This is a genomic window from Polynucleobacter sp. MWH-P3-07-1 (genome assembly GCF_018687555.1).
Classification (GTDB): Bacteria; Pseudomonadota; Gammaproteobacteria; order Burkholderiales; family Burkholderiaceae; genus Polynucleobacter.
On sequence record NZ_CP061296.1, the window covers coordinates 1,511,031 to 1,536,998 of the forward strand.

23 protein-coding genes and 1 other RNA gene are annotated in these 25,968 nt (G+C 47.3%); 6 read left to right on the plus strand and 18 right to left on the minus strand.

Translation table 11 applies throughout. The features are described from left to right. The first annotated feature begins 11 nt into the window (after positions 1-11). Entirely contained in the window at positions 12-1,082 is a 1,071-nt protein-coding gene (ruvB, locus tag ICU98_RS07830; protein ID WP_215351980.1) for a Holliday junction branch migration DNA helicase RuvB, read from the plus strand. A 6-nt stretch (positions 1,083-1,088) separates the two neighbouring features. On the opposite strand, the gene tyrS is transcribed toward ruvB, so the two are convergent. Further along, entirely contained in the window at positions 1,089-2,321 is a 1,233-nt protein-coding gene (gene tyrS, locus ICU98_RS07835) for a tyrosine--tRNA ligase (RefSeq protein WP_215351982.1), read from the minus strand. Between the two features lie 73 nt (positions 2,322-2,394). Here tyrS and ICU98_RS07840 point away from each other — a divergent pair, with 73 nt between their 5' ends. Further along, the gene (locus tag ICU98_RS07840) at positions 2,395-3,522 is read left to right on the plus strand and encodes an anhydro-N-acetylmuramic acid kinase (protein WP_215351984.1); all 1,128 of its coding nucleotides are present in this window, start codon (positions 2,395-2,397) and stop codon (positions 3,520-3,522) included. Between the two features lie 12 nt (positions 3,523-3,534). On the opposite strand, the gene erpA is transcribed toward ICU98_RS07840, so the two are convergent. From erpA to rplM, 4 genes are all read right to left on the minus strand, one after another. Next, the gene (erpA, locus tag ICU98_RS07845) at positions 3,535-3,909 is read right to left on the minus strand and encodes an iron-sulfur cluster insertion protein ErpA (protein WP_215336341.1); all 375 of its coding nucleotides are present in this window, start codon (positions 3,907-3,909) and stop codon (positions 3,535-3,537) included. 69 nt (positions 3,910-3,978) lie between these two features. Then, positions 3,979-5,037 (minus strand): N-acetyl-gamma-glutamyl-phosphate reductase, encoded by a 1,059-nt coding sequence (argC, locus tag ICU98_RS07850; RefSeq protein WP_215351986.1) that lies wholly within the window; start codon positions 5,035-5,037, stop codon positions 3,979-3,981. 120 nt (positions 5,038-5,157) lie between these two features. Further along, positions 5,158-5,559: a 30S ribosomal protein S9 gene (rpsI, locus tag ICU98_RS07855; protein ID WP_062310144.1), complete on the minus strand. Its 402-nt coding sequence runs from the start codon at positions 5,557-5,559 to the stop codon at positions 5,158-5,160. Between the two features lie 9 nt (positions 5,560-5,568). Further along, positions 5,569-5,997: a 50S ribosomal protein L13 gene (gene rplM / locus ICU98_RS07860; RefSeq protein WP_112205386.1), complete on the minus strand. Its 429-nt coding sequence runs from the start codon at positions 5,995-5,997 to the stop codon at positions 5,569-5,571. A 402-nt stretch (positions 5,998-6,399) separates the two neighbouring features. Here rplM and ICU98_RS07865 point away from each other — a divergent pair, with 402 nt between their 5' ends. Further along, on the plus strand, positions 6,400-6,822 hold the full coding sequence (locus ICU98_RS07865) for an OsmC family protein (RefSeq protein WP_215351987.1): 423 nt from the start codon (positions 6,400-6,402) through the stop codon (positions 6,820-6,822). On the opposite strand, the gene rnpB is transcribed toward ICU98_RS07865, so the two are convergent. From rnpB to ICU98_RS07930, 13 genes are all read right to left on the minus strand, one after another. Further along, positions 6,823-7,129: RNase P RNA component class A (gene rnpB / locus ICU98_RS07870), an RNA gene on the minus strand. It abuts the gene before it with no gap. Between the two features lie 40 nt (positions 7,130-7,169). Beyond that, complete coding sequence (gene pyrC, locus ICU98_RS07875) at positions 7,170-8,234, minus strand: dihydroorotase (RefSeq protein ID WP_215353253.1); 1,065 nt, start codon at positions 8,232-8,234, stop codon at positions 7,170-7,172. 16 nt (positions 8,235-8,250) lie between these two features. Continuing rightward, positions 8,251-9,570 carry a glycerate kinase gene (locus ICU98_RS07880; protein WP_215351988.1) on the minus strand — a complete coding sequence of 440 codons (1,320 nt, stop codon included), beginning with the start codon at positions 9,568-9,570 and terminating at the stop codon, positions 8,251-8,253. Positions 9,571-9,579: 9 nt separating this feature from the next. Next, complete coding sequence (locus ICU98_RS07885) at positions 9,580-11,403, minus strand: ABC transporter ATP-binding protein/permease (RefSeq protein WP_215351989.1); 1,824 nt, start codon at positions 11,401-11,403, stop codon at positions 9,580-9,582. After that, positions 11,400-11,849 carry a dihydroneopterin triphosphate diphosphatase gene (nudB, locus tag ICU98_RS07890; protein WP_251365336.1) on the minus strand — a complete coding sequence of 150 codons (450 nt, stop codon included), beginning with the start codon at positions 11,847-11,849 and terminating at the stop codon, positions 11,400-11,402. The genes ICU98_RS07885 and nudB overlap by 4 nt, the downstream gene beginning before the upstream one ends. Positions 11,850-11,859: 10 nt before the next feature. Further along, complete coding sequence (gene aspS, locus ICU98_RS07895) at positions 11,860-13,659, minus strand: aspartate--tRNA ligase (RefSeq protein WP_215351991.1); 1,800 nt, start codon at positions 13,657-13,659, stop codon at positions 11,860-11,862. Between the two features lie 16 nt (positions 13,660-13,675). Further along, the gene (locus ICU98_RS07900) at positions 13,676-14,329 is read right to left on the minus strand and encodes a DUF502 domain-containing protein (protein ID WP_215336355.1); all 654 of its coding nucleotides are present in this window, start codon (positions 14,327-14,329) and stop codon (positions 13,676-13,678) included. Between the two features lie 53 nt (positions 14,330-14,382). Next, positions 14,383-15,963, minus strand: a complete 1,581-nt coding sequence (ubiB, locus tag ICU98_RS07905) for a ubiquinone biosynthesis regulatory protein kinase UbiB (RefSeq protein WP_215336357.1) — start codon at positions 15,961-15,963, stop codon at positions 14,383-14,385. A 2-nt stretch (positions 15,964-15,965) separates the two neighbouring features. Then, positions 15,966-16,586, minus strand: a complete 621-nt coding sequence (locus tag ICU98_RS07910) for an SCP2 domain-containing protein (RefSeq protein ID WP_215351993.1) — start codon at positions 16,584-16,586, stop codon at positions 15,966-15,968. 51 nt (positions 16,587-16,637) lie between these two features. Continuing rightward, a complete protein-coding gene (locus ICU98_RS07915; protein WP_215336361.1) occupies positions 16,638-17,525 on the minus strand; it encodes a Tim44 domain-containing protein in 888 nt (295 codons plus the stop codon). Between the two features lie 50 nt (positions 17,526-17,575). Further along, a complete protein-coding gene (gene ubiE, locus ICU98_RS07920) occupies positions 17,576-18,319 on the minus strand; it encodes a bifunctional demethylmenaquinone methyltransferase/2-methoxy-6-polyprenyl-1,4-benzoquinol methylase UbiE (protein ID WP_215351994.1) in 744 nt (247 codons plus the stop codon). Between the two features lie 17 nt (positions 18,320-18,336). Next, on the minus strand, positions 18,337-18,729 hold the full coding sequence (locus ICU98_RS07925; protein WP_215353255.1) for a gamma-butyrobetaine hydroxylase-like domain-containing protein: 393 nt from the start codon (positions 18,727-18,729) through the stop codon (positions 18,337-18,339). Next, entirely contained in the window at positions 18,729-22,568 is a 3,840-nt protein-coding gene (locus ICU98_RS07930) for an FAD/FMN-binding oxidoreductase (RefSeq protein ID WP_215351996.1), read from the minus strand. Before ICU98_RS07930 ends, ICU98_RS07925 begins: the two co-directional genes overlap by 1 nt. Positions 22,569-22,702: 134 nt before the next feature. On the opposite strand from ICU98_RS07930, the gene ilvA reads away from it, so the two are divergent. Genes ilvA through queF form a run of 3 tightly spaced genes read left to right on the plus strand, consistent with a single transcriptional unit; the run spans position 22,703 to position 25,965 of the window. Then, the gene (gene ilvA, locus ICU98_RS07935) at positions 22,703-24,223 is read left to right on the plus strand and encodes a threonine ammonia-lyase, biosynthetic (protein WP_215351997.1); all 1,521 of its coding nucleotides are present in this window, start codon (positions 22,703-22,705) and stop codon (positions 24,221-24,223) included. A 1-nt stretch (position 24,224) separates the two neighbouring features. After that, the gene (locus ICU98_RS07940) at positions 24,225-25,133 is read left to right on the plus strand and encodes a 5'-nucleotidase (protein WP_215336366.1); all 909 of its coding nucleotides are present in this window, start codon (positions 24,225-24,227) and stop codon (positions 25,131-25,133) included. Between the two features lie 4 nt (positions 25,134-25,137). Then, positions 25,138-25,965, plus strand: coding sequence for an NADPH-dependent 7-cyano-7-deazaguanine reductase QueF (gene queF / locus ICU98_RS07945; protein WP_215351998.1), 828 nt, complete (start codon positions 25,138-25,140; stop codon positions 25,963-25,965). Positions 25,966-25,968: the final 3 nt, after the last annotated feature.

A 25,968-nucleotide genomic window follows, 5' to 3' on the forward strand; every position in this document is an offset into this window, starting at 1 on the left:
ACACTTGCAGCATGGCAATTCATACCGACGATCTCAACTCTATTCCTGAAGATTTACCAGAGGGTAATGATCGCATCGTCAGTGGTGCCGCAGGTAACGCCGAGGCGGTTTTTGAAAAAGCCCTGCGCCCCAAGCAGCTAGACGAATACGTAGGCCAAACCAAAGCTCGCGCCCAGCTTGAGATCTTTATTAGCGCTACTCGCGCGCGCCAAGAGGCGCTTGATCATGTCTTGCTATTCGGGCCTCCTGGCTTAGGTAAGACCACCTTAGCGCACATCATCGCCAGAGAGTTAGGCGTTAACCTGCGACAGACCAGTGGCCCCGTACTAGATCGCCCAGGAGATCTTGCGGCACTGCTGACTAATTTAGAAACCAATGACGTTTTGTTTATAGATGAGATCCATCGCCTCTCTCCAGTTGTTGAGGAGATCCTCTATCCCGCTCTGGAAGATTACAGCCTAGACATCATGATTGGTGAAGGCCCTGCAGCACGTAGTGTCAAGATTGATCTCAAGCCATTTACTCTGATTGGTGCAACCACACGCGCCGGAATGCTGACCAACCCCCTGCGGGATCGCTTTGGTATTGTGGCTAGACTCGAGTTCTACACTACAGAAGAGCTGACCAAGATCATTAATCGCTCAGCAAGCCTTCTCAAAGCAGATATCGATCCAGAAGGCTCAGTAGAAATCGCTAAGCGTGCCCGTGGAACGCCACGAATCGCCAATCGACTATTGCGCCGTGTACGGGACTATGCTGAAGTCAAAGGCACAGGCACCATTACTAAAGCGATGGCTGATGCTGCACTGAAAATGCTCGATGTTGATCCAAGCGGCTTTGATGTAATGGATAGAAAACTCTTAGAAGCCATCATGCATAAGTTCGATGGTGGTCCAGTTGGGATTGATAATTTGGCTGCAGCAATTGGTGAGGAGCGTGACACTATTGAGGATGTTCTAGAGCCCTACCTCATTCAGCAAGGATATCTACAGAGAACTTCTAGAGGAAGAGTGGCAACCCGTCAAGCTTATGAGCATTTTGGTTTAACGCCACCTAGTAGCAATACCAGCTTAGATCTATAGCTCTAATTAGCTCAGCGTCACTTTTGCAAACTTACGCTTTCCAACCTGCACAATATACGTTCCGGCCTCAATCTTTAATTGCTTATCAGCAATCGTTACGCCATCAATCTTCACACCGTTTTGCTCAATATTGCGCATCGCTTCAGATGTAGACGGCGCTAATCCAGCAGCCTTGAGAAGGTTGGCAATTTGCATTGGTGCGCCAGAAAGAGTGACTTCAGGAATCTCATCAGGCACACCACCTTTAGCGCGGTGATTAAAGTCTTCTAATGCTTTTTCAGCAGCCGCTTGTGAATGAAAGCGTGTCACGATTTCTTGGGCAAGTAACACTTTGCAATCTTTTGGATTTCTGCCAGCAGCAACTTCCTGCTTCATGAGATCGATTTCAGCGATTGGGCGGAATGACAACAAGGTGAAGTAATCCCACATCAAATCATCAGAGATACTCAAGAGCTTGCCAAACATCTCGCCAGGCGCTTCACTGATGCCAATGTAATTACCTTTGGACTTACTCATTTTCTCAACGCCATCTAGACCCACCAAGAGTGGCATGGTCAAAATACATTGAGGCTCTTGGCCATACTCACGCTGGAGCTCACGACCAACAAGAAGATTAAATTTCTGATCTGTACCACCCAGCTCTAAATCACTCTTGAGGGCAACAGAGTCATAACCTTGCATGAGTGGATATAAGAACTCATGAATTGAAATAGGCACGCCATTGCGATAGCGCTTAGTAAAATCATCGCGCTCCAACATGCGAGCAACGGTATGTTTTGCTGCTAACTGAATCATGCCGCGCGCACCTAGTGGATCACACCACTCACTGTTATAGCGCACTTCAGTTTTTGTAGGATCGAGCACCATACTTGCTTGACGATAGTAAGTCTCAGCATTGACAGCGATCTCCTCTGCAGTCAATGGTGGGCGAGTGGCATTGCGACCCGATGGATCACCGATCATGCTAGTAAAGTCGCCGATCAAGAAGATGACCGTATGCCCTAAGTCTTGCAATTGGCGTAATTTATTCAGAACTACCGTATGCCCCAAATGAATATCAGGCGCCGTAGGATCTAAACCTAATTTAATCCTGAGCGGAGTCTTGGTCACTTGGCTACGGGCTAACTTTTGGACCCAATCGGCCTCAACCAATAGCTCATCACAGCCACGTTTAGTCACTTCAAGTGCCGCGAAGACTTCAGGGGTCAAAGGATATTTTTGTTCTGGTTTTGCCGTCATACTGATTCGGATGCTGATACAGTTATTTAGTATTTCAAATGTTAAGCATAATTGTCGCATTCCTGAGAACTCGATGAACAAACCGCACTCTCTCTACATTGGCCTCATGTCTGGCACTAGCCTAGATGGGATCGACGCCGTTCTAGCCAAGATCGGACCCAATGGAGAAACGAGCGCCCAAGCAGCCTTTAGCGCCCCCTTTGATCCTGAGCTTCGTAAGGCCCTGTTTGAACTTCAAAGCCCTGGGGAGAATGAACTCCACCGGGAGAAGCAAGCCGGCAATGCATTGGCTTTGGCCTATGCAGAGGCAGTAAGCCAACTCCTTAACAAGGCTCATTTGCAGCCATCTGATATCGCTGCGATTGGCGCCCATGGACAAACCATTCGCCACCAACCGCAGCTTGGGGAATTGGGATACACCCACCAAACATTGAATGCCGCCCTTTTGGCCGAGAAAACCGGGATCGATGTCATTGCTGACTTTAGAAGTCGTGATCTCGCTGCTGGTGGACACGGCGCACCTTTAGTGCCCGCTTTTCATGCGCAGCAATTTACATCAACTGAAAATCTCGCCATTCTCAATATTGGCGGTATCGCCAATTTCACACTGCTTCCAAAAAATGGTGCAGTTACTGGCTTTGATTGTGGCCCAGGAAATATGCTGATGGATGCCTGGATTTATGAACATCAGGGTAATGCTTTTGATGAAAATGGCGCATGGGCATCACAAGGTAAAGTAAATGAAGATTTACTAAGCAAAATGTTGGCTGATCCATTCTTTAAAAAGTTACCACCAAAAAGCACTGGTCGAGATGACTTTCATCTTGAATGGTTAAAAGAAAAATTAGGCGAAGAAAATCACCGTACCGAAGATGTGCAAGCAACACTTCTGCACTTAACAGCACACTCTGCTTTAGAGGCTTTGCTACATCATGCCCCGCAAACCCAGAAGTTGATTGTCTGCGGGGGTGGCGCAAAGAATAAAGCCCTCATGAATTTGCTCAAAGTCAAAGCACAACATGTGTTTAAACAGCCTTTAGAAATCGCGAGTAGTGAAGCTGTTGGGATTGATCCTCAACTCGTGGAAGGTCTTGCCTTTGCTTGGCTCGCCTGGGCTCATAAAGCAAAACGGCCGGCAAATCTGCCAGCCGTAACGGGTGCTAAAGGACTCAGAATGTTAGGCGCTTGTTACCCAGCCTAGTTTCTAAAGGTATTAAGCCGAGAAAGAAGAACCGCAACCGCAAGTGGTGGTTGCATTCGGATTCTTAATCACAAATTGTGACCCATGGATATCTTCTTTGTAATCAATTTCTGCACCAACTAAATATTGGAAGCTCATTGAGTCCACCAGAAGTGTCACACCATTTTTTTCAAACTCAGTGTCATCTTCATTCACAGCATCATCAAACGTAAATCCATACTGGAATCCTGAGCAACCGCCACCTTGGACGAATACTCTTAATTTGAGGCTGGGATTGCCCTCTTCGGCAATCAGGTCAGCCACTTTTGCGGCAGCGCTATCCGTAAACACTAACGGTGTTGGTGGCTCTGCAAGATCCTGCGCAACTTGGGTAGCAACTTCAGTCATGATGAACTCCTAATTCGAAAGGCAATAATTCATTTTAGGCTTTAAATCCCCAGTCTGCTGGAAAGGTCTTTAGGGCAATAAGGCAATCTGGGTCAAGCCCATGGTCTCGGGCAAGCCAAACATCAGGTTTAGGCACTGCACACCCTGACCAGAAGCCCCTTTAACCAGATTGTCCTCAACCACCAAAATGACCAAAGTATCGCCATTGCCAGGCCGATGGATCGCAATTCGAAGGCCATTACTCCCTCTTACCGAACGCGTCTCTGGATGACTCCCGGCTGGCATCACATCCACAAAGGGCTCATCCTTGTAGAAGTTCTCATACAGCTTTTGGTAATTGACCTCTTTGCCTACCTCGGTTAGACGCACATACAAAGTGGAATGAATACCTCTAATCATTGGTGTGAGATGGGGTACAAATGTCAAACTAATCTGTTCATGACCAGCAATGGCTTTGAGTCCTTGAACAATCTCAGGTAAGTGACGATGGCCTTTAACGCCATAAGCCTTAAAGTTATCACTAGCCTCAGCCATCAAGGTGCCGATCTCGGCTTTACGTCCTGCACCTGAAGTGCCGGACTTCGAATCCGAAATAATATGTTCGCCATCAATCAGTTGTTTACCACCAGTGGATTTTGGAGAAAGTAGTGGCGCGAGACCTAATTGCACAGAAGTTGGATAGCAACCTGCAAGCCCAACGACCCGCGCTTTCTGAATGGCATCCCGATTAATTTCTGGCAAGCCATATACCGCCTCTGCCAAGACATCAGGACAACTATGCTCCATGCCATACCATTTTTGAAACTCAGCAACGTCTTTCAAACGAAAGTCTGCAGCCAAATCTAGCACCTTAACGCCTGCAGCCAAAAGTGCTTTTGCCTGAGCCATCGCAACACCATGCGGTGTGGCAAAAAATACGGCATCACATTCAGTTAGATTAGCATCCTCTGGCGTAGTGAACTTGAGATCGACTCGGCCACGCAAGGAAGGAAACATATCTGCTACGGGCATACCTGCTTCAGTACGCGAGGTAATCGCCTGAATCTGGACTTCAGGATGCTGTGTCAATAAACGGAGTAACTCCACTCCGGTGTATCCAGTTCCACCAACGATGCCAACCTTAATCATGCTGATCTCCAATTTCAATAAGCCATAGCTTACTGCTTGATTCTGACAAATACTTTCATTTTAGAAACAAAAAGGGCCGCTTGCGCGACCCTTTCATCAAAACATAGCGACTGAAAGAAATTAGCGCTTGCTGAACTGCTTGCGACGACGCGCGCCGTGCAGACCAACCTTTTTACGCTCAACCTCACGAGCATCGCGAGTTACCAAACCTGCTTTAGACAGGGTTGGCTTCAAAGCATTGTCGTAGTCGATCAAAGCACGAGTAACGCCGTGGCGAACCGCGCCAGCTTGGCCAGTCTCACCACCACCAGTTACGTTCACTTTGATATCAAAGGTAGTTAGGTGAGCAGTCAGAGCCAAAGGTTGACGAGCGATCATGCGGGATGTCTCGCGTGCGAAATAAGCATCGATAGGCTTACCGTTAACAGTAATCTCACCTTTGCCAGATTTAATAAATACACGGGCTACAGAGCTCTTGCGACGACCTGTACCGTAATTCCAATTTCCGTAATTAATAGCCATTTGGGTTCCTTAAATCTCTAACGCTTTAGGCTGTTGAGCCGTATGCGGATGATTAGCGTCGCCATAGACTTTTAATTTCTTGATCATGGCATAGCCGAGTGGGCCTTTTGGCAACATACCTTTCACAGCCTTCTCTAAGGCGCGACCAGGAAAACGGTCTTGCATCTTATCGAAGTTAGTCGTGCTGATACCGCCGGGGTATCCACTGTGACGGTGATAGAGTTTATTCAAGCCTTTGGTGCCAGTGACACGCAGCTTGGATGAGTTGATTACGACGATAAAATCGCCCGTATCAACGTGGGGTGTGAATTCAGGCTTGTGCTTGCCGCGTAGACGGTGTGCCACTTCACTGGCGACACGACCGAGGACTTTGTCCGTAGCGTCAATCACGAACCATTCACGCGTTACCTCATGGGATTTTGCGGAAAAAGTTTTCATGATTTCTCAAATTGTTATTGTCAAAAATACTCCAATCAAACTACATCCACTTTGGCCCTGCTTATGTTTGCAGGCTCGCAGATTCAGCAACTCAATCGGTAAAACAATTACCGCTGACAAGTCGGTAATTCAGTTAAGCCTTGAATTGTAACCCAAAAAAAACCCAGGAACGAGTCCTGGGTTGGAATCCACCGATGTTTGGGTGGAGGAGACACTGGGAGGTAAATCGATCTCTTGTATAAGACTGATCACCAATATGGTTATTTGACCATAATTTATGGTGCAATGCAAGAAAATTGATCTAAGTCAATTTTTTGGCATATACGATAGCGTTGCATAATCCCCCTATAATGTCTAAATCATTGATAATATTGATTAATTTAGAAGTTAGGGATCACTAATATGGATTGCACAGTTTCTTGGTTAGGTAATGGTGGTATGGCTTTTTCAGCCGAAACCGGCAGTGGCCATCTACTCAATATGGATGGCGCCCCAGAGGCCGGCGGCAAAAATCTGGCCCCTAGGCCCATGGAGCTGCTCTTGGCGGGGGCGGGCGGGTGCTCAGCCTTTGATGTGGTTTTAATCCTACAAAAGGCCCGTCAGGCTGTTTCTGGCTGCGATGTGGAGCTCAAGGCTGAGAGGGCTAACGAAGACCCCAAAGTCTTTACTAAGATTGATTTACATTTCATCGTTACCGGGAAAGACTTGGACCAAACCAAGGTTGAGCGAGCAGTCAAACTCTCTCACGATAAGTATTGCTCTGCCACAGCGATGCTCGCTAAAACGGCTGAACTGACTTACAGCATCGAAGTCCGTTCCGAATAAGTGCAGAGCCAATCGATAAGCCGGATTCTGTCGCCTAGACTTGCGTCTAGGGGCAATCATTCCTCTAGGCCGTTAGTTACCTAACGGCTCAAGCTCCCTACCCGCAGACTCAGCGGGACGCCTCATCGCCTGCTTACTTGGGATTGCTCCGGGTGGAGGTTACCGCGTTTCACCGTAACTAAATACGCTCGTCTCTGTGGCCCTATTCCGCACGTCGCCGTGGATGGCCGTTAGCCATCACCCTTCCCTATGGAGTCCGGACTTTCCTCCCCCTCAATAAAGAGGCGGCGATTGCCTAATTGACTCTGCGCCTGCAGTCTAACGCAGTCAGGAAAAAACGTTTGGAATTAAGCCGAAACGAGGGACCAGGCAACGCTCTCGCCAGCTCGCAACGGAATGATGGTCTCACCACCAAACGGCAGCGCTTGCGGAATGCTCTGAGCTTGTTTTGCTAAAGTCATTTTTTGGGTATTACGTGGCAAGGAATAAAAATCTGGCCCAAAGAAACTTGCAAAGCCCTCTAGGCGATCGAGCTTACCAACACTATCAAAAGCTTCAGCATACAGTCCCATTGCATTGAAGGCGCTATAACAACCCGCACAGCCGCAAGCGCTCTCTTTTGCAGCTTTGGAGTGAGGCGCACTATCTGTGCCCAAGAAAAAACGGGGATTACCACTGGTAGCCACTTCCAATAAAGCTAGTCGATGCTCTTCACGCTTCAACACAGGCAAGCAATAGTGGTGTGGACGAATCCCACCAGCAAAAATAGCATTGCGATTCATTAATAGATGCTGCGGAGTAATCGTTGCGCCAATCAAATGTTTTCCATTCGTAGCCGCATCGCGGACATAGTGAGCAGCTTGTAAGGTAGTAATGTGCTCAAAGCTAATCTTGAGCTCTGGCAAGTCTTTGCGCAAAGGTTCGAGCACACGATCGATAAACACTGCTTCACGATCAAAGATATCAATTTCAGAATTCGTCACTTCACCGTGAACCAGCAGTGGCATACCCACTTCTTGCATCGCTTCCAGAGCGGCATAACAACGACGCAGATCACTCACACCAGCATCACTATTGGTAGTGGCTCCAGCAGGATACAACTTAAAACCCACAATTCCATCCGCCTTTGCCTTGCGAACTTCTTCAGCAGAAGTGTTATCTGTCAAATACAAGGTCATTAAAGGCGTAAAGTTTTTGATCTGCAGCGATGCAAGCTTAGCTTCAATTCTGGAGCGATAGGCCTTAGCCAATTCAACCGTAGTAACTGGAGGCTTTAAGTTCGGCATGATGATGGCACGCGCAAACTGTCTTGCGGTATCCACCAACACGCTACCCATGACTTCACCATCGCGGATATGCAAATGCCAATCATCCGGCTGAGTAATCTGAATCTGTTGTGGCTTGGTCGACATGGTGATGACTTTAAGATTAATTAAGCAAGATGATACGGAAATCATTCACATTGGTCAGGGTGGGTCCAGTTTCTACCAAAGCGCTCAATTCTGCAAAGAATCCATAACAATCATGCTTTTCCAGAAATTGACTGGGGTTAAGGCCCCTAGCTTTACTGGCTTCACGCAGTTCTGGGGTAAACCAAGCACCCGCGTTCTTTTCACTACCGTCAATTCCATCGGTATCGGCAGCTAATGCCGCCAATTGAGAAATATGTCCGGTTTCTGTAAATAAAGAGAGCAAAAACTCGCTGCAACGACCGCCTCGACCTTTGATGCCAGCGGGAAGGGTTACCGTACATTCACCTCCAGAAATGACCGCAAGTGGCTTGCTCCCGCTATTTTTTTCAATCAGCTCCTTAGCAAGTTTCGCCTGATCAACGCCAACCTCTTTAGCCTCACCAGTAATGGTGTCACCCAGAATGATTGGCTCGTAGCCTTCAGAGCGAACATAGTCTGCAGCCGCCTCCAAACTTTTATAAGCGGTTGCAATGACATGATTTCTGACGCGTCCATTTTGTAAATCAGATTCTTTCAGTGTTTCGGGTATCAGCCCTGCTAGGCCTTTTTGCAAATGCTGGATTACTGATGCCGGTATCGCGCTTTCATCTAACTGATGCTTCACCAAAATATCAACAGCATCCTGGTAGCTTGAGTAATCCGCAGCACAAGGCCCACTGCCAATATCCGCAGGCTGATCTCCCGTGACATCAGAAATCAATAAGGCTTCAACTCGGGCACCGCGTTGCATAGCTGCTCTAGCTAAATTACCGCCCAAGATTGCAGATAAGTGCTTACGAACAATATTCATTTCCTCAATGGGGGCGCCGCATCTTAGCAATGCTTGAGTTGTTGTACGCATGTCCTCCATGCTGATACCAGCCTGAGGTAAGGTCAATAAGCTTGAGCCCCCGCCAGATACCAACACAATCAATACGTCATCCGCATTCAGTTGGTTTACTAATTGCAAAACCGCTTTTGCCCCATCCATGCCCGCTTGATCTGGGACTGGATGGCCCGCCTCAATAATCTGGATATGCTCAGTTGGCGACCCATGCCCATAGCGGGTTAGAACTACGCCATTCATCTGCGTACTAGGCCAATGCTGTTTAGCAAATTGCTCTAAAGCGCTCGCCATTGAGGCGCTTGCTTTACCGGCACCTACAACCAGGCACTTTCCTTTTGGCGCGCCATTCGCAAAGATTTTTTCTAGGTATTCGGGCACGATCTGCTGCGGATCGGCGACAGCTAAAGCAGCAGCAAAAGCATTTTGAAGAATGGTTTTTTGATTACTCATCAGAGTATTCTAATCAAGCGTAGCCCGCTCTTGCATTTGCCACATCTCGGCGTAGCGACCTTGCAGCGCTAGCAACTCAGTATGGGTGCCTCTCTCTAGAATCTGCCCATGCTCCATCACCAAGATCTGGTCTGCATGAACAATCGTTGAAAGACGATGGGCAATGATGAGGGTAGTGCGATTTTTAGCTAAACTGAGCAATTCTTCCTGAAAAGCCCGCTCTGTCTTGGAATCTAGGGCTGAAGTGGCTTCATCGAAGATCAGCATAGCTGGCTTCTTCAACAAAGTACGAGCAATCGCTACCCTTTGCTTTTCTCCTCCAGATAACTTCAGACCCCGCTCTCCAACTTGGGTGTTATAGCGATCCGGTAGTCGCTCAATAAAACCGTCGATTTGTGCTGCCCGCGCCGCCTCTTGAACTGCCTCTGGAGTGGCTCCTGGATTTCCGTACGCAATGTTATAACCAATCGTATCGTTAAATAGCACGGTGTCCTGAGGAACAATGCCAATCACCTTACGCAAACTGGTTTGCTGCACATCTTGAATATTTTGCCCATCGATCAAAATCTTGCCTGACTGCACATCATAAAATCGAAATAGCAAACGGGCTAAGGTGCTTTTACCTGCGCCACTCTGACCAACCACAGCCGTAATAGTCCCCGCTGGAATATGAAAGCTCACATCGCGCAGAATCTCGCGCTTTGCATCGTAGTGGAAAGAGACATGCTCAAAGTGGACATCAGGCCCAATCGTAAAGTTCTGAATAACTAAGGGCTGTGCGTTGGGAGAGTCAGCAATTTCTTTATCGGTATTGAGTAGCGAAAACATCCGATCCATATCAGTTAATGATTGCTTAATTTCTCGATAAATCACTCCTAAAAAATTCAGGGGAATGTAAAGCTGAATCATTAGCGTATTGACTAGAACTAGGTCACCCAGACTCATCGTGCCATTGATAACACCTGAGGTAGCGCGCCATAAAATCAGAATCAGGCCAAGCGCAATGATAGTTTGCTGACCCAAGTTCAGAATGGCCAATGACTTTTGCGACTTGACCGCTGCTATTTGATAGCGAGCGAGATTTTCATCATAGCGTCGAGCTTCAAACGCTTCGTTGCCAAAATACTTCACCGTCTCAAAATTCAATAAAGAGTCAATCGCTTTTTGATTGGCTTTGGAATCCATCTCATTCATAGTGCGACGGAAATGGGTTCGCCATTCAGTCACAACGACCGTGAAAGTAATGTATAGCACTAGTGCTACCAGCGTGATGAGCGCAAACCAAATATCGTAGGAGTAGGCGAGATAACCAAGAACCAGAATAAATTCGATGAGCGTTGGCAAAATGCTATACAGCGAATACTGAATCAGAGACTGAATCCCTCTGGTGCCACGCTCAATATCTCTACTCACTCCCCCCGTCTGACGTGCCAGATGAAAACTCAAGGAGAGTGCGTGTAAATGCTCAAACACCTGTAGCGCCACCTTGCGCACTGCGTTTTGCGTGACCTTGGCAAACAGAGCTTCGCGCAATTCATTAAATAAAGAGGCAGAGATTCTCAATAAGCCATAAGCGATGATGAGAGCAACTGGAACAGCCAATAAGGCTTGGCCTGAATCAGCTTTGATATTCAAAGCATCGATCAAACGCTTCATCAAAATCGGAATACCTAGATTAGCTACCTTCGCCGCAACTAAGCACATTAGGGCAAGAAATACCCTTAAGCGGTACTCCAATAGGTAAGGTAGCAGATCACGAATGACACGCCAATCACTGCGTTGCGAGACTGCCAGGGAAGGCTCTGTGCGTCTAGGGCCCGATAAATGTCTCATGATGCCTTCGAAGAAAATAAACGCAAAATAGCTTGGCCATTGCTAGGAGAAAAGCATTTAGCGGCAGCGGTAGCAAATGGAAGCCACTGGTAAGCAATGTGCTCTCGGGGTGAAAGCCTAATCACAATGTCATCAGGCACCTGTAATGAGAACCAATGTTCGGTATTTTTAATTACACCGGCTTCATACTTAAAGCGCCATTGTGGATAGATTTCGTATTCAATATGGTGATGCATATCTTGCAACGCGTCAGGACTTAGCTTATGGACATCGATACCTGTCTCTTCCTGCACTTCCCTGATCGCAGCTTGCCTTAAATCTTCACTAGCAAAATCAATGCTGCCTGTTACGGATTGCCAGAAGCTTTCTTGATCAGCTCGCTCGATTAATAAAACTTCCCCATTCGATTTATAGATGACAACTAAAACCGAGACGGGGATTTTCAAGATATGGCGCTTATGCAGTAGGCGCTGCTTGGCGAAGGCGGATGTGTAATTCGCGTAATTGCCGCTCATCCACCGGACTAGGCGCTTGGGTCAATAAACACTGTGCCCGTTGTGTTTTGGGGAAAGCAATCACATCACGAATCGATTCAGCGCCAGTCATCATGGTAACAATACGATCTAAACCAAAAGCGATACCGCCATGGGGAGGAGCGCCGTACTGTAGAGCATCTAACAAGAATCCAAATTTAGCTTGTGCTTCCTCTGGACCGATCTTAAGAGCACGGAATACTTGGCTTTGCACTGCCTCTTGATGAATACGCACAGAGCCACCACCAATTTCACTACCATTCAATACCATATCGTAAGCCTTTGCCAAGCACTTGCCTGGATCGGTCTCGAGATGCTGCAAGTGCTCATCTTTAGGGCTCGTGAATGGGTGATGACAAGCAACCCAACGGGCTTCAGCGTCATCGTAATCAAACATAGGGAAGTCAACTACCCACAAAGGCTTCCAGCCTTCAGTGAATAAGCCATGTTCTTTACCCCAAGCAGAATGACCAATCCGTAAACGTAAGTTACCAATTGCATCATTGACTACCTTTTCTTTATCGGCTCCAAAGAAAATAATGTCTCCATCCTTTGCGCCTGTCCGCTTCAAGATGCCCTCGATTGCAGCATCGTGGAGATTCTTAACGATGGGAGACTGCAAGCCATTGCGGCCTTCGGCAACCGAATTGACCTTAATCCAAGCCAAACCTTTTGCACCATAGATCGATACAAATTGCGTGTAATCATCGATTTCACTACGGCTGATCTCAGCGCCACCAGGAACACATAATCCCACTACCCGACCGCCTGCTTGATTGGCGGCTCCAGAGAAGACCTTGAAATCTACATCTTTCATCAGATCAGTCAGCTCTGTAAATTCCATTGCAACCCGTAAGTCGGGTTTATCTGAGCCATAGCGAGCCATACCTTCCGAATACGGCATAGTTGGAAAGGGATTAGGCAACTCAACATTCATCGTTGTTTTGAAAATGTGACGAATCATATTTTCAAATAAATCCCGAATCTCGATCTCATCTAAGAATGCAGTTTCGCAATCAATCTGAGTAAATTCTGGCTGACGATCGGCCCGCAAGTCTTCGTCACGGAAGCACTTGGTAATTTGGTAGTAACGATCAAAACCGGCCACCATCAATAATTGCTTAAACAATTGAGGAGACTGAGGTAAGGCAAAAAATTGTCCATCATGAACGCGGGAAGGAACCAGATAATCGCGCGCACCCTCAGGGGTACTCTTGGTAAGCATCGGTGTTTCAATGTCAATAAAACCTGCAGCATCTAAATAACGTCGGCACTCCATGGCAACGTTGTAACGCAATCGCAGATTCTTTTGCATTTGTGGGCGACGTAGATCGAGAACCCGATGAGTCAAGCGGGTTGTCTCGGATAAATTTTCGTCATCAATCTGGAATGGTGGTGTTACAGATGCATTGAGAATGACTAGCTTATGGCATAGAATTTCAACCTTGCCACTGACCAAATCGGCATTCTCGGTACCAGCAGGACGCGCCCGCACTAGGCCCGTAATCTGAATACAAAACTCGTTACGCACTTGCTCGGCAAGTCCAAACATCTCGGGGCGATCAGGGTCGCAAACGATCTGGACAAAGCCCTCGCGATCGCGCAAGTCAATAAAAATCACGCCACCGTGATCACGACGACGGTTAACCCAACCAGCAAGGGTAACTTCTTTACCAATCAGTGAATCGCTAACCTGGCCACAGGTATGACTTCGCATCGACATAACAATTTCCTATAAATCAAAGAGGTTTTGGTGACTCTAATGCAGTCTTACCAATAGAACTATTTGGCGGGACAGATCCCATTGAAACAATGTGTTTCAGTGCTTCTTCAACACTCATATCTAGTGCAATCGTTTGCTCACGAGGCACGATCATGAAGAAACCTGAAGTTGGATTGGGAGTCGTAGGTAAAAAGACATTCACATAGTCTGCACCCAACTTAGTACTTATTTCTTTCGCAGGCAATCCCGTTTGAAAAGCAATTGCCCAAGAATCAGCATGGGGATATCGAATCAGCAAAGCCTTACTAAAGGCGTTGCCATTACCAGACAATAAGGTGGTGGAAACCTGCTGAACGCTTGAATAGATAGAGCGAACGATTGGAATGCGATTAACAAATTTATCCCAAATTCTCATCCACCACTGTCCAGCAAAATGAATTGCCAACAAACCCGTAAAGATGACTACCAGAATGACGATCAGAATTCCGACCCCCGGAAGGTTACGGAAATGCTGTAAATCGGATGAAAATTGCTCTGGGAAAACCGCAATAATGGCGCTCATGACGGAACCAAAAACACCGTCGAGCAAGCCTAAGCCCCACGTAATCACCCAAATGGTGACAGCCATGGGAGCCCAAACGAGAATTCCAGCGATAAAGTATTTTTTCATGTTTTTTGCCTAACCACGCATTTTAACGGGTTAGACGGCTCTAGGGCGAGAGCCTAGTAAATACCGAGGCTAATTAAGAGGATCCCTGCTAAAAAGCCGCCCGCAAAGAGAAGAGAACCCACAATTAGACGATGGGTCCGGCGCTCTTCTAATAGCACTGCTCTTAAAACCTCTAACTCCGCGTTTTGCTCTTGATGCTGGCTTTGGGCTAGGCGATCCGCAATCAACCTCGGCAGGGTAGGCAGAATTTTTGCCCAGGCAGGCGCCTCTGCCTTGAGGCCATCAATAAAGCCGCTCCATCCCAGCTGCTTATCAACCCACTTTTCTAAAATCGGTTTAGCTGTTTTCCACAAATCCAAATCAGGATCGAGCTCGCGGGCCAGTCCTTCTACGTTTAATAACGTTTTTTGTAAAAGCGTTAACTGGGGCTGAATCTCCACCTTAAAGCGGCGCGAGGTCTGGAATAAACGCATCAACACAATACCCAAAGAAATCTCTTTTAGAGGTCGATCAAAGTAAGGTTCGCAAACTGAGCGTACCGCTCCTTCTAATTCCTCGACTCTGGTATTCGCCGGCACCCAACCAGACTCGATATGTAGCTCAGCCACTCGTCGGTAATCACGATTAAAGAAAGCCAAGAAGTTTTGAGCCAAATAATTTTTATCGATTTCACTTAGCGTACCGACAATACCGAAGTCAAAAGAAATAAAGCGGCCAAATGTTTCAGGCTCTAGGCTGATGGAAATATTTCCAGGATGCATGTCTGCATGAAAGAAGCCGTACTCAAATACTTGAGTAAAAAAGATCTCAACGCCATCAGCAGCAAGTTTCTTAAAGTCCACTCCTGCTGCGCGTAACTCTGCAGTACGACCAATGGAGATGCCATCCATTCTTTCCATGACGATGACATTAGTTCTGCATAGATCCCAATACATTTCAGGGATCATGAGTTTCTTGGAATCAATAAAGTAGCGACGAAGTTGACTCGCGTTAGCAGCTTCGCGCATCAAATCAAGCTCATCATGCAAATAAATATCAAACTCAGCTACAACTTCACGCGGCTTTAAGCGCCGACCATCTTCTGATGTTTTCTCGATGATTTTGGCCAGGTCTCTCATCAACGCCAAGTCACCCTCGATCACCGGCAGAATGCCTGGGCGAAGTACCTTGATGGCCACCGACCGGCCCTGCCACTCTGGATGCTTATCCGTTCCACGCAATACCCCGAAGTGCACCTGAGCCACTGAGGCACTGGCTATAGGGGTGGCATCAAAACTTTCAAAGACCGTTTCAATAGGCGCTCCTAATGCCGCTTCAATCAAATTCCGTGACTCAGCATTTGAAAATGGTGGCACCTGATCTTGCAGCTTAGCTAACTCATTAGCAATATCCTCAGGTAAGAGATCTCGACGCGTAGAGAGAACTTGACCAAACTTCACAAAAATTGGACCCAGCTCTTCTAGCGTTAAGCGAATCCGTTCGCCTCTTGGCAAGTTAGCGCTCGGAGAAATCCAACACAGAATAGACAAAAGACCGCGGCGTAATCCAGGCCTGAGATTGTCCCGCAATAATGGGAGCAAACCATAACGCCAAGCGGTGAAGAAAATAAAAAAGAGACGGCTGATTCTGCGCATAATTATGTTGTTTTTTTCTCAAGTAGAGCAATGCGTTTTTCAATTCGATCTACCGAGTCACGCAGCTCATTTAATTCATGCTTACGAGCAATGAAATCGCGTTTATTCAGAAGTATTTTTCTTTCCTCACTGACATACTCCACCACATTTTGCAGAAAGTCTTTTGAAGCAGCTTGACCAGCCTTTGCAATGGACTTGGCTTGTCGTACTGCAAAATGCGCTGGGGCATCACCAATGAATTTCGCCAAGTCTTCTTCATACTCCCAGCGAACCTGAGAAACCAGTCGCCCAATCAATTGGGCCAGATCAGCATCGCCACTGAGTTTGACTGCTTTAAAAGCTTGATCACGCAAATTTCCAGGGCTCGCAAGCAAATCAGACAGCGCCTGGGCTGAGACCTCTAAAACTAAAGATGCTTTATCAACAGTACTTAGCGCTGAGAGATTTCCCTCTGGAGTGATCTCTACAACCATCATCCCCATCGGCAGGTTTAAGCAAATACTCTTACCTGCATGAAGATTCAGTTCTGCCATTGCCCATGGCTCACTGGCTAATACATGATTTACCCCGCGACATAGCGCGCCGGCAGCAAGGTGATGGGTTGTGGAAGTCAGGCTATTCATGGGTGCAAAAAACCCGCACGAATGCGGGTTTCCTTAGGAAAGTATCTAAGCTTAAACCAACTGCTGAATACCCGCTAGTACCCAACCTCCAGGGCCATTTACCGGCTTACTCAGGTTCCAGATTTCTGAAAAGTTACTTGCCGGAGCAGAAACTTGCTCACGAATCATGCCCGTAAACTGAACGCTACAGTAATAATTGGTATCCGCCGTTTCAATTCCCAGCAAACTTGCCTGCATGCTGACCACTTCAGTCTGGTTAGAAGCATCAAATCTACCTGCCAAATCTTGCTGAATAGTAGTGAACATCTCGGGAGTGGTGTATTCCTTTAGTGAAACTAAATCTCCCTGATCCCACGCTTTTTGAAGACGGACAAAGAATTGTTTGGCGTTCTCTAAAAAAGAATACTCATCAAAACCGGGGGGCATGGTTGATTGAAAAGTTTCAGCAACTGGAGCAACACCACTAAAGCCATTAGTGACGGGCTGAAAAGCTGGCTCTTGTTTAGCAAGAGGGTCACTAGTCCGCTGCGCACCTTGAGCACCTGAAAGAGATGGCAATAAACGTCGGATCACAAACATAATGGCAAAGCCAACTAGCAGTGCAATGAGCAAACCAGAAAACATGGACGCCATACCTTCACCCAAACCGAAGTGGGAAAAGAGATAAGCAATGCCCAAGCCTGCTGCTAGGCCGCCCAACATGCCACCCATTCCTCCAAAACGACTTGGGGCTGCTGGTTGCACTGGAGCTGCTGCTGGAGTTGCAGGCTGTGCTTGCTGTGCAGGCCTTTGTGGTGGAGTAGCTTGTCTTTGGATTGGTGCACTAGGAGCGCGACCAAAACTTCTGCCGCCGCCCAGACGAACTGCATCAGCATCGCCCACTACAGCACATAACAAAGTACAGCTTAAGAGAACTGCTTTAAAAAAGTGCTTATTCATGCTACCCCTTCAATAATCAAGTAATACATAGACTACCATCGCGTTGAATTTTAATATTTCATGCCGATATGGAGAGCCACAATACCCCCTGTCATGCGATGGGTATCAACTTCATCAAAGCCTACTGCCAACATCATTTCTTTGAGTGTCTCCGCATCTGGATGCATCCGGATGGATTCAGCCAAGTAACGATAACTCTCAGCATCTTGCGCAATCTTTTCGCCTAACCAAGGCAGAACTTTGAAAGAGTAAGCGTCATAAATGGGTTTCAAGAACTCATCGGGCTTAGAAAACTCCAAGACCAGTACGCGGCCACCGGGCTTAATGACTCGCAACATCTCTGCCAGGGCTACTTCTTTATGCGTCATATTGCGCAGGCCAAATGCGACGGTCACAACGTCAAAATAATTTGCAGGAAAGGGAATCTTTTCAGCATCAAACTGAACACAGGGTAAAGCTAAGCCATCATCGAGTAAGCGATCCCGGCCGACGCCTAACATGGAGGCATTAATGTCGCTCAACCAAACTTGAGCATCTGCATTAGTACCGTAATGGGCTGCTTGCGCAAACGCTTTTGCTAAGTCGCCAGTACCACCAGCAATGTCTAAGACTTTTTGGCCAGGGCGGACTTGCGCGCGGGCAATCGTAACTTTCTTCCACAGACGATGCAAACCAAAAGACATCAGGTCATTCATCACGTCATATTTACTGGCTACCGAATGAAATACCTCAGCTACCTTACTGGCCTTCTCTGCTTCGTCAACACTCTGATAACCAAAATGGGTTTTACTCATACTGACTCTCTAGATAGTTAATGACTGCCACAGGAATGGGTATCTTTACCCGAGCTCATTACCGCATCTCGCTCAACTCCGTGAACCTCGAGCTTCTTCAAATATTCCACCCATAAGCTTTCTTGATTCTCAGCCAAATGAAGCAAGTATTCCCAGGTAAATAAACCAGAATCATGTCCATCAGAAAAGGTAGGCTTGATCGCATAATGACCCACAGGTTCAATTTGTATGATCACCACTTCGCGCTTCCCGGTTTGCAAAGTTTCTTGCCCAGGACCATGTCCCTGTACTTCAGCCGAGGGTGAATGCACCCTCAAAAACTCAAAAGGCAAACGAAAACTTCTGCCATCCTCATAACCCAACTCCAAGACTTTGGATTGCTGATGAGAAACGATTTGATTGGGAATAATCAAACCAGCACCCTCTCAATACCGCCCTGGTTCGCTTTAGTCACATATTCTTGCATCCAGTCATCGCCCAAGATTTTCTGAGCCATCTCAACCACGATGTAATCAGCCGTAGTACCGCTATCAGCATCAAAACGGGTCAGGCCTTGCAAGCAAGATGGGCAGCTCGTCAGCACCTTCACATCAACTGCTGGATCATCCTTGCGAAGTGCATTGGCACCTTTTTCCATTTCAATTTCTTTACGGAAGCGAACTTGAGTGGAGATATCAGGTCGGGTAATTGCCAAGGTTCCAGACTCACCACAGCAGCGATCATTTTTAGGAATCGCTTTACCGTTTTCTTGCTGAATCAATTCATTCACAGTCTTAAGAGGATCTTGCAACTTCATCGGCGAATGGCAAGGATCGTGATACATATATTTGACACCCGTCACGCCAGAGAGCTTCACACCTTTCTCGAGCAAATACTCATGAATGTCAATAATTCGGCAGCCGGGGAAGATTTGTTCAAACTGATAACCTGCCAATTGATCGTAGCAAGTACCGCAAGACACTACAACAGTTTTGATGTCTAAATAGTTGAGCGTATTGGCAACACGGTGAAAGAGCACTCGATTGTCAGTAATCATTTTCTCGGCTTTATCAAAGTCGCCATTACCGCGCTGAGGGTAACCACAGCAGAGATAGCCTGGAGGTAAAACGGTTTGCACCCCGACATTCCAAAGCATTGCCTGAGTGGCCAAGCCTACTTGAGAAAACAAGCGCTCCGAACCGCAGCCTGGGAAATAAAATACAGCCTCAGTATCAGCAGAAGTGGTTTTTGGATCTCGGATAATGGGTACGTAGTTGGCATCTTCAATGTCAAGCAGAGCACGGGCGGTCTTCTTGGGCAAATTCCCAGGCATTTTCTTATTCACAAAGAAAATCACCTGCTCTTTAATGCTCGGCTTACCAACCGTTGCAGGTGGGTGAGCTGTTTGCTTGCGAGCCAGCCGACTAAATAAATCATTAGCAAGTCGCTGAGCTTTATAGCCCCAACCAATCATCGTCTTCCGTACGAGATTAATGGTGTCAGGACTAGTCGCATTCAAGAACAACATCGATGCTGCAGTGCCTGGGTTAAAGCGTTGCTGCCCCATCTTGCGCAACAAATTACGCATATTCATCGTGACATCGCCAAAGTCAATTTTGACTGGACAAGGCGTTAAGCACTTATGACACACTGTGCAATGGGCTGCCACATCATCAAACATCTCCCAATGCTTAATTGAGACACCGCGACGCGTTTGCTCTTCATACAGAAAAGCTTCAATTAATAAGGAGGTTGCCAAGATCTTGTCGCGCGGACTGTAGAGCAAATTAGCGCGAGGAACATGGGTTGAGCAGACCGGCTTACATTTGCCACATCGCAAGCAATCCTTGATGCTATCGGCAATTGCACCAATATCACTTTGCTGCATGATGATGGACTCATGGCCCATTAGTCCAAAGCTTGGGGTGTATGCCATGCCAAGATCAGCATGTGGCATCAATTTGCCTTTATTGAATCGACCCTCTGGATCAACCCGATTTTTGTAGGCGCGGAAATCTTTTAACTCGGCTTCAGTTAAATACTCTAATTTTGTAATACCAATACCGTGCTCACCTGAAATGACGCCATCGAGCGAGCGAGCCAATTTCATAATGCGATCAACAGCATGATGAGCATCTTGCAACATCTCATAGTCATCAGAGTTCACCGGCAAATTGGTATGGACATTGCCATCACCTGCATGCATATGCAAGGCGACAAATACCCGCTTACGCAAAATCTGCTTATGGATTGCTTCTAGTTCATTCAAGATGGGTTCAAAAGCTAAACCGCCAAACATGATCCTCAACTCAGCGCGAATCTCAGTTTTCCAAGATGCCCGCAAACTATAGTCTTGCAGCTGTGGAAAGTAAGTGTCCATCTTAGTGAGCCACTCGGACCAGCGTGCACGTACTCCCGCAATCAGATCAAGGGCCTGCTGAACTCGATCACCTAAGATTTCTGCACTAGGAATTTCATCATCTTCAGTAGATTTTCCGAGTGGAAGAGCACTTTTTCTTAAGAAGTGCTCTAAACCATCTAAGACCTGTAACTTATTTTTTAAGGACAACTCAATATTGATTCGCTCAATACCATCGGTGTACTCACCCATGCGCGGCAAGGGGATCACTACATCCTCATTAATCTTGAACGCATTGGTATGGCGTGCGATTGCTGCAGTACGAGCTCGGTCCAACCAGAACTTCTTCCGAGCCTCAGGACTCACAGCGACAAAACCCTCGCCGACTCGAAGATTAGCCATGCGCACGACTTCACTAGTGGCCGCCGCTACTGCCTCTTCATCGTCACCAGCAATATCGCCCAGTAAAACCATTTTGGGAAGACTATTACGCTTGGATTTGGTGGAATAACCAACAGCTTTCAAATAGCGATCATCTAGATGCTCGAGACCTGCCAAGATCGGTCCACCCTGCTTACTCAAACCATCTAAGTAGGCTTTGATTTCAACAATACTTGGGATCGCCTCACGCGCTTGGCCAAAGAATTCTAAGCATACGGTACGCATATATTTCGGCATGCGATGCAAGATCCAAGTTGCACTTGTGATCAAACCATCACAACCTTCTTTTTGAACGCCAGGCAATCCTGATAAAAACTTATCAGTCACATCCTTGCCTAAACCTTCTTTACGGAAACGCTTACCCTCAGACTCAATGATTTCAGTTTTGAGAATACGTTTCCCAGGCTCACTCAAACCATCAGACCAGGTCAACTGAAAGCGCACTAAGGGAGCATCATGAATCTTGCCGAGGTTATGATCTAAACGTTCTATATCCAGCCAATTACCTTCTGGATCAACCATGCGCCAGCTGGCTAAATTATCTAAAGCAGTACCCCAGAGGACGGCTTTCTTACCACCTGCATTCATCGCAATATTGCCGCCGATACAGCTTGCATCAGCTGAAGTGGGGTCAACTGCAAAAACCAAACCAGCGTGTTCTGCTGCATCTGCAACGCGGCGTGTCACTACGCCAGCGCCAGTAAATATCGTTGGAACTTCTTTTGAAACGCCAGGTAAATGTTTGCTCTTGACGCTATCAATCTGCTCAAGCTTCTCTGTGTTGATGACTGCAGACAATGCATACAGCGGAATTGCGCCGCCGGTATAACCAGTGCCGCCTCCGCGAGGAATAATGGTTAAGCCAAGCTCAATACATCCTTTGACAAGGCCTGGAATTTCAGATTCATAGTCAGGCTTCAACACTACCAGCGGAAACTCAACACGCCAATCGGTAGCATCGGTGACGTGCGCTGCACGAGAAACACCATCAAAGCAAATATTGTCGGAAGCGGTAAAGCGGCCCAGCACTTTGCGCGCCTGTTTACGAATCCGCTCGACCTCCTTAAAACCATTTTCAAAATTCTCAACGGCACGATGTGCGGCATTTAACAGGAGTTGTACTTGTGGGGCAGACTCTCCGCTAGCGCGTTTCTTGACCTCGCCAAGGCGATGCCACAGCGCATCAGTCAGCATCTGGCGACGATTCGCGTTATCTAATAAGTCATCCTGCAGGAAGGGGTTGCGCTGCACCACCCAAATGTCCCCCAGAACCTCAAACAACATCCGTGCAGAACGGCCTGTTTTTCTGACTCCACGGAGTTCATTGAGGGTCTGCCAAGACTCCTCACCCAGAATTCGGATGACGATTTCCCGGTCAGAAAAGGAGGTGTAGTTGTAAGGTATTTCACGCAGACGGGGTGAGCCCTCGTCGGCTTCAAATAACTGATTTAATGCTAGTGGAGCATTCATGGTGTGATATTCGTTAAAGAAGCATTTTAATAGAGCATCCCTGATATTGGCAGGAAACCTAAAAAGATGTTGAGGAAGTCTATAAACCCCAGCAAAACTAAGGGCTTAGAACCCAACCGTGGTACGCTCATTGGATGGCAACCGACTACTTAAAGAAAATATTAGCTGCCCGGGTCTACGACGTAGCCAGGGAGACCGAACTTGAGCTGGCCCCCGAATTGAGCAAGCGTTTGGGGAACCAAGTTCTGCTTAAAAGAGAAGATAACCAACCTGTTTTCTCATTCAAATTACGGGGCGCCTACAACAAAATGGCGCATCTATCCCCAGCAGCACTAAAACGGGGGGTGATTGCGGCCTCCGCTGGAAATCATGCCCAAGGGGTAGCTTTGGCTGCAGCCAAAATGAAGACTAAGGCGGTCATTGTGATGCCTGTCACCACCCCCAGCCTCAAAATTGATGCGGTTAAAGCCCGCGGTGGCTCTTGGGTTGAAGTCATTCTGCACGGCGAGTCTTACAGCGATGCTTTCGCCCACTCTCAAATCTTGGAAAAAAAACGGGGATTAACTTTTGTTCACCCCTTTGATGATCCCGATGTCATTGCAGGTCAAGGCACGATTGCCATGGAGATTTTTCAGCAATATGAAAAACCCATTGATGCGATTTTTGTTGCTATCGGTGGTGGTGGCCTCATCGCAGGTATTGGCGAGTACGTCAAAGCCGTAAGCCCTAAAACCAAAGTCATCGGTGTGCAGTCAGTGGACTCAGATGCAATGAAGCGCTCACTTGAGGCGAATCGTCGCATCGAAATGAAAGACGTTGGACTTTTCTCAGATGGTACTGCCGTCAAACTGGTCGGCAAAGAAACCTTTCGCATCTGCAAGAAAGTGGTTGATGAAATCATTACGGTTGATACCGATGAAATCTGTGCGGCTATCAATGATGTCTTTACCGATACCCGCAGTATTTTGGAACCTGCTGGAGCCTTAGCGATTGCTGGCCTCAAGAAATATGTTGAACTGCACCATACCAAGAAGAAAACCATGGTGGCAGTCGCCTGCGGCGCGAATATGAACTTTAGCCGTCTGCGCTTTGTAGCAGAACGTGCTGATGTCGGTGAGTTTAAAGAAGCAGTCTTTGCAGTCACAATTCCCGAAGAGCGCGGCTCATTCAAACGCTTCTGTGAGCTACTCGGTAAACGGAATGTGACTGAGTTCAACTACCGTATCGCAGATCAAAAGCAAGCCCATATTTTTGTTGGCATAGGTACACAAAAGGCCGGGGATAGCGAGGCAATTGCTAAACATTTCCGCAAGGCGAAGTTTGCTACGATCGATTTAACCCATGATGAACTTGCTAAATCTCACTTGCGGCACATGGTCGGCGGTCACTCTGCGCTCGCTCAGGATGAGCAACTCTATCGCTTTGAGTTTCCAGAGCGTCCTGGTGCACTGATGAAATTCTTAACGAGCTTGGCGCCGAACTGGAACATCAGCCTGTTCCACTACCGTAACCATGGCGCTGACTATGGACGCATTTTGGTAGGCATTCAAGTTCCTAAAAATGAGCAAAAGCAATTCCAATCATTCGTGGCAAAGTTAGGCTACCCACATTGGAACGAAACCAACAATCCAGCTTATCGTCTCTTCCTCAAATAAGATGTCTTTCTCACTTACCGGAAAACTGGTTGTCGCAATTTCATCCCGCGCGCTCTTCGACTTCGAAGAAGAGAATCGCATCTTTGAGTCAAGTGATGACAGCGCCTATATGAAGCTCCAGCTGGATCGACTTTCCCAGGCTGCACAGACTGGTGTAGCGTTCCCGCTAGTTAAGAAACTCCTCGCCTTCAATGAGGAAGGTGAGCAACGAGTTGAGGTAGTCATTCTGTCACGTAATGATCCAGTCAGTGGTTTACGGGTCTTCCGCTCTGCAGAGCATCATGGCTTGCATCTTGAGCGCGGTGTATTTACCAGAGGTAGACCTCCTTACCATTACCTGCGCTCTTTGAAGGCCAATCTTTTCTTGTCTGCCAATGAGGATGATGTCAGGGCAACCATTGATGCTGGCTTCCCAGCGGCACGGGTGTATCCGGAGTCCAGCAAAACAGCGGAATCCCATCCCAACGAAATTCGTATCGCCTTTGACGGTGATGCAGTGCTCTTTTCTGATGAAGCCGAGCAAGTCTTTCAGAATAAAGGCCTCGAAGCGTTTGTCGACCATGAAAGTAAGAAAGCAGATATCCCGCTGCCTCCTGGCCCCTTCAAACCCTTGCTTGAAGCATTGCATCGCCTTCAGCGCTCTACCAGCGAAAAAGGCATGCGGATTCGCACTGCATTAGTTACTGCACGCTCTGCACCCGCCCATGAACGTGCGATTCGTACTCTGATGGCGTGGGGTATCGATGTTGATGAAGCCATGTTTTTAGGCGGCCTTACTAAGAGTGAATTTCTCCGAGAGTTTGAGCCTGATTTCTTTTTTGACGACCAAACAGGTCACTGCCAATCAGCCGCTTCAGTTGCGCCTACAGGGCATGTTGTATCTGGCGTCTCTAATCGGCCGAAAGATTAATCAAATGAATTCATTACAACTCGGCAAGAGCACGCCCTATCCAAATCAATACGATCCAAGTTTACTTTTTCCGATTCAACGCTCGGTCAATCGCGCAAAACTCAGCATCCAAGAAAATGCTCCACTTCCTTTTATGGGGGTCGATATTTGGAATGCCTTTGAACTCAGTTGGCTCAATCCCAAAGGCAAACCTCAAATCGCTTTGGCTGAGTTCCAGATTCCTGCAGACTCACCCAATATGATTGAGTCGAAATCATTCAAGCTTTACCTCAACAGTCTTAATAGCGCACACTTCGAAAGCGAAGATGCCGTTCGTGAACGCTTAATCACAGACCTATCAGCAGTAGCTGGAAGTAAAGTCATCACTCGCATCAACCCAACTGAAGCGATTGCCAAAAAAGGTATGCAAGAAATGGGTGGGGTCTTATTAGATCGGCTAGATATCGAGGTAGACCCTGGAGCGAGTGCCGATCCCAGCTTATTAAGTGTTAATGAATCCTTTAGTCCGGTTGAGCAGTGTTTAGTCTCCCATTTACTCAAATCCAACTGCCCCGTTACAGGCCAGCCCGATTGGGCAAGCATCCAAATTCGGTATCAAGGTAGACCCATTTTGGAAGAGGGCTTGCTGCGCTACTTAATTGGCTTTAGACAGCTCGGGGAATTTCATGAGCATTGTGTAGAAACGATTTTTTGTGACATCAAGCAGCAGTGTAAGCCAGAGAAATTATCTGTCTATGCTCGCTACACACGAAGAGGTGGCTTAGACATTAACCCCTTCCGCACCGATCACAACGCTGTCTGGCCTGACAACACTCGCCACGCCAGACAGTAATTC

Bases quoted from the DNA above. Each gene is read 5' to 3' on its own strand.
- ruvB (WP_215351980.1), top strand. From the start codon at position 12: ATGGCAATTCATACCGACGATCTCAACTCTATTCCTGAAGATTTACCA.
- tyrS (WP_215351982.1), bottom strand. From the start codon at position 2,321: ATGACGGCAAAACCAGAACAAAAATATCCTTTGACCCCTGAAGTCTTC.
- ICU98_RS07840 (WP_215351984.1), top strand. From the start codon at position 2,395: ATGAACAAACCGCACTCTCTCTACATTGGCCTCATGTCTGGCACTAGC.
- erpA (WP_215336341.1), bottom strand. From the start codon at position 3,909: ATGACTGAAGTTGCTACCCAAGTTGCGCAGGATCTTGCAGAGCCACCA.
- argC (WP_215351986.1), bottom strand. From the start codon at position 5,037: ATGATTAAGGTTGGCATCGTTGGTGGAACTGGATACACCGGAGTGGAG.
- rpsI (WP_062310144.1), bottom strand. From the start codon at position 5,559: ATGGCTATTAATTACGGAAATTGGAATTACGGTACAGGTCGTCGCAAG.
- rplM (WP_112205386.1), bottom strand. From the start codon at position 5,997: ATGAAAACTTTTTCCGCAAAATCCCATGAGGTAACGCGTGAATGGTTC.
- ICU98_RS07865 (WP_215351987.1), top strand. From the start codon at position 6,400: ATGGATTGCACAGTTTCTTGGTTAGGTAATGGTGGTATGGCTTTTTCA.
- pyrC (WP_215353253.1), bottom strand. From the start codon at position 8,234: ATGTCGACCAAGCCACAACAGATTCAGATTACTCAGCCGGATGATTGG.
- ICU98_RS07880 (WP_215351988.1), bottom strand. From the start codon at position 9,570: ATGAGTAATCAAAAAACCATTCTTCAAAATGCTTTTGCTGCTGCTTTA.
- ICU98_RS07885 (WP_215351989.1), bottom strand. From the start codon at position 11,403: ATGAGACATTTATCGGGCCCTAGACGCACAGAGCCTTCCCTGGCAGTC.
- aspS (WP_215351991.1), bottom strand. From the start codon at position 13,659: ATGTCGATGCGAAGTCATACCTGTGGCCAGGTTAGCGATTCACTGATT.
- ICU98_RS07900 (WP_215336355.1), bottom strand. From the start codon at position 14,329: ATGAAAAAATACTTTATCGCTGGAATTCTCGTTTGGGCTCCCATGGCT.
- ubiB (WP_215336357.1), bottom strand. From the start codon at position 15,963: ATGCGCAGAATCAGCCGTCTCTTTTTTATTTTCTTCACCGCTTGGCGT.
- ICU98_RS07910 (WP_215351993.1), bottom strand. From the start codon at position 16,586: ATGAATAGCCTGACTTCCACAACCCATCACCTTGCTGCCGGCGCGCTA.
- ICU98_RS07915 (WP_215336361.1), bottom strand. From the start codon at position 17,525: ATGAATAAGCACTTTTTTAAAGCAGTTCTCTTAAGCTGTACTTTGTTA.
- ubiE (WP_215351994.1), bottom strand. From the start codon at position 18,319: ATGAGTAAAACCCATTTTGGTTATCAGAGTGTTGACGAAGCAGAGAAG.
- ICU98_RS07930 (WP_215351996.1), bottom strand. From the start codon at position 22,568: ATGAATGCTCCACTAGCATTAAATCAGTTATTTGAAGCCGACGAGGGC.
- ilvA (WP_215351997.1), top strand. From the start codon at position 22,703: ATGGCAACCGACTACTTAAAGAAAATATTAGCTGCCCGGGTCTACGAC.
- ICU98_RS07940 (WP_215336366.1), top strand. From the start codon at position 24,225: ATGTCTTTCTCACTTACCGGAAAACTGGTTGTCGCAATTTCATCCCGC.
- queF (WP_215351998.1), top strand. From the start codon at position 25,138: ATGAATTCATTACAACTCGGCAAGAGCACGCCCTATCCAAATCAATAC.